The sequence below is a fragment of the Microbacterium sp. genome, assembly GCF_041909575.1.
Lineage (GTDB): Bacteria > Actinomycetota > Actinomycetes > Actinomycetales > Microbacteriaceae > Microbacterium.
Genome location: NZ_JAYRDE010000105.1, coordinates 1 through 2,778, shown reverse-complemented (window position 1 = coordinate 2,778; position 2,778 = coordinate 1). Strand labels below are relative to the sequence as shown.

Genomic DNA, 2,778 nt, shown 5'->3' with positions numbered 1-2,778 from the left:
AACATTTCTGCAACCACCCTCGCCGTACGGCGCTGTGACCGTTACGTTGGACGGGACTCGTGGCATGAGCGCGAGGCACCCCAGTAGAACGGCAAGTAATGAGCACGCAGGGCACCGTCAAGTGGTTCAACTCGGAGAAGGGCTTCGGCTTCATCGCTCCTGACGAAGGCGGCGCAGACGTCTTCGCGCACTACACCGCCATCTCGGCGAGCGGCTACCGCTCCCTCGAGGAGAACCAGCGGGTCGAGTTCGAGATCGCCCAGGGCCCCAAGGGCCTGCAGGCGGAGAACATCCGCCCCATCTGAGCCTCCGGGGCCACCAGGCCCCACAATCGCGAAGCTGCGTCGCGGCATCTTCGCCTCCGCCGACAGAGTCGGGGGTGGATGCCGCGACTCAGTGCGCCCGGCCATGGCCGGGCGCGGTTAGTTTCAATCGCCGGAGGCCCCCCCGAGCTCGAGGCCGGCGCCCGCGAACTGCCGCAGCGTCGCATCGGGGAGGAACGCCCGCGTGAGCCCCGCGCCGATGCGCGTGAGGTCGCTCTCGTCGCGGTAGAGCAGGTACATCGTCTCGTAGCGCGGGTGGAACTTCTCCTTGAACCGGTGCAGCGACTGGAAGCCGTAGACCGGCTCCAGCATCCCGGCGAGCCAGTCCGAGAGCGCGGCGATGGCGCCGGCATCCGGTGGATATTCGTGCGCGAGCGGCGCCCCGGAGAGCGACATGATCTCGGCGCCCTCGTCGGCGAAGTGCCGGGCGGACGAACCGATGAGGAACTCCATCACCGGACCGAAGCCACCGTCGCGGCGGCGCATGAGGTCCAGCGTCCAGCCGCGCACCGTGCCGTCGCCGGCGTACACCGGCAGCCACGACAGGAACCCGTCCACGTCCCCGGCCGGCGACACCGCGAGGGCGAGGCGCACCTCGGGATCCTCGGCCTGGTCGAGCGTGCCGAGCGTGAAGCCCATCTCGGGAAGTCCCTTGTCGCCGACCCACATCTCCGAGATCGCGCGGAGCTGCTGCTTGATGCCCCACGGCTCGTCGGCCAGGCGCGTCATGCGGAACGTCATCTGCTCGCGCCCGGCCCGGTTCAGCGAGGTGCGCACGGCGTTCCAGCGCTTGCCGGTGAACTCCAGGCCGGGGAGGTCGACGATCGTGTCGTCGGCCACCACCAGGCTGCGCCATCCGGCGGGCACGGCGGCGCGGGTCGCCTCACCCGAGCTGAAGAAGCACGGCACCAGCCCGGCGTGCTCGCTCGACGCGATGAACTCCGCCACGGAGGCGGCGCGGGATGCCTCGGGCCCGAGCGGGTCCGCGAGGGCGATCGCCACGCCCGCCCGGCGCTGGTAGGCGACGATTCCGCCCGCCTCGGTGCGCGCGTAGTCGTTGCCGTCCCACGTCGTCATCCACGAGAGCGACCCGCCGCCGTGGGCGCGCAGCGCTTCTTTCACGTCATCGACGGACGGGGCGGGGGCGACGCCGACCGCCGACTTGCGCCGCGCCCGGAAGGCACGGCGCACCCAGACGAGGTACACCAGCAGCAGCAGCCACATGGCCGACTGCGCGAGGGCGACGTTGTAGTCGCCGACCTGCTCGTCGACCGCGCTCGGGCCGAGCACGACGACGCCGACCACCAGGATCACGCCGGTGAGAACGTTCACCGAGGCGAGGACGATCGTCCAGATCCAGGCCCAGCGCCGACCGCGCCGCAGCCCGGTCGCGAGAGCGGCGATGACGATGACGTCGATCGCGACGTCCAGGAACGAGCCGTCGGCGGCGTCCGTGTGCCCGAAGGGGCCGTCGGTGGGCACGAGGAGCGTGAGCAGCTCGACGGCGAGGATCACCAGGGCCGCGACGAATGCGATGAGGCGCTGCTCGCGCACGGTCGTGCGCTGCACGCGCAGCGAGCGGTCGGCGAACAGCACGAGCAGCACGGCGAACGCGTGCTCGAGGTCGGCGAGCGATCCCCAGAAGAAGAGCATCACGAACGAGAACCCGAGCACGACGAGCCAGCCGCGCACGCGCCACGGCGAGGCGAGCAGGCCGACGGCGGCGGCGATGCCCGCCATGGTGCCGCCCGACGGGCCGACGTCCAGCATCGTCGCCTCGGTCTGCGCCCACGGCCACGGGAGCATCGAGGCGAGCCACAGGAACAGGGCGCTGGCGAAGATCGCGAAGAGCTGCCCGATGCCGAAGTACGCGAGTGCGACGACCGAGCCGCGGCGGTGCTCGACGTATGCGAGGCCGGCGAAGCTCGCGAGGACGAACGGATAGACGATCGGATGATCGACGAAGAAGGTGCCGGTGACGGGCGTCCACCATCGGCCTTCGACCAGCGCCGGAAGTCCGTATGCGACGGACTCGTACAGCGGGTCAGCGGCGAAGGGGGTCCACAGGCCGCCCCAGATCAGGCCGGTCGCGAGCAGCACCGCGACGAGGGCGAGGGTCGCGGGAATGCGCGACACGACGGCAACGAGCGGATGGCGCGAGCGCTTCACGGCGTCGGTCATGCGCTCACCCTACCGACGCGGCCCCGTCACCGCCGAGCGCGGTCGGCGTAGTCGGCGAGGGCCTTCGCGTCCTCCGCGTCGCGGAGCGCTCGCCGGGCGGCGTCGAGCGCGGCGACCGGATCCTGCGCCTGACGGGCGGCGGCGAGCTCCCGCTGCGACGAGATCAGCCGAGCCCGCGCATCGGCGCCGGCACGGGAGTGGACGATGGATGCCTCGGCCTGGGCGATCGCGCCGCGCGCGGCGGCCAGAGTCCCGGGCAGCGCCGTGCGCGCAC

Annotated in this window: 2 protein-coding genes and 1 pseudogene; 1 reads left to right on the top strand and 2 read right to left on the bottom strand. The window is 71.6% G+C overall.

Annotated features, from left to right (window positions below):
• Window positions 1-98: 98 nt before the first annotated feature.
• Window positions 99-305, top strand: a complete 207-nt coding sequence (locus ACE3O1_RS12690) for a cold-shock protein (protein WP_127473648.1) — start codon at window positions 99-101, stop codon at window positions 303-305.
• A gap of 123 nt (window positions 306-428) precedes the next feature.
• Here the strand turns inward: ACE3O1_RS12690 and ACE3O1_RS12685 are convergent, their stop codons facing one another.
• Entirely contained in the window at window positions 429-2,504 is a 2,076-nt protein-coding gene (locus tag ACE3O1_RS12685) for a bifunctional lysylphosphatidylglycerol flippase/synthetase MprF (protein WP_374315588.1), read from the bottom strand.
• A gap of 26 nt (window positions 2,505-2,530) precedes the next feature.
• Window positions 2,531-2,778, bottom strand: a pseudogene (locus ACE3O1_RS12680) (hypothetical protein); the annotation flags it as partial.

Coding starts and splice junctions, on each gene's coding strand:
- ACE3O1_RS12690 (WP_127473648.1), top strand. CDS start 99: ATGAGCACGCAGGGCACCGTCAAGTGGTTCAACTCGGAGAAGGGCTTC.
- ACE3O1_RS12685 (WP_374315588.1), bottom strand. CDS start 2,504: ATGACCGACGCCGTGAAGCGCTCGCGCCATCCGCTCGTTGCCGTCGTG.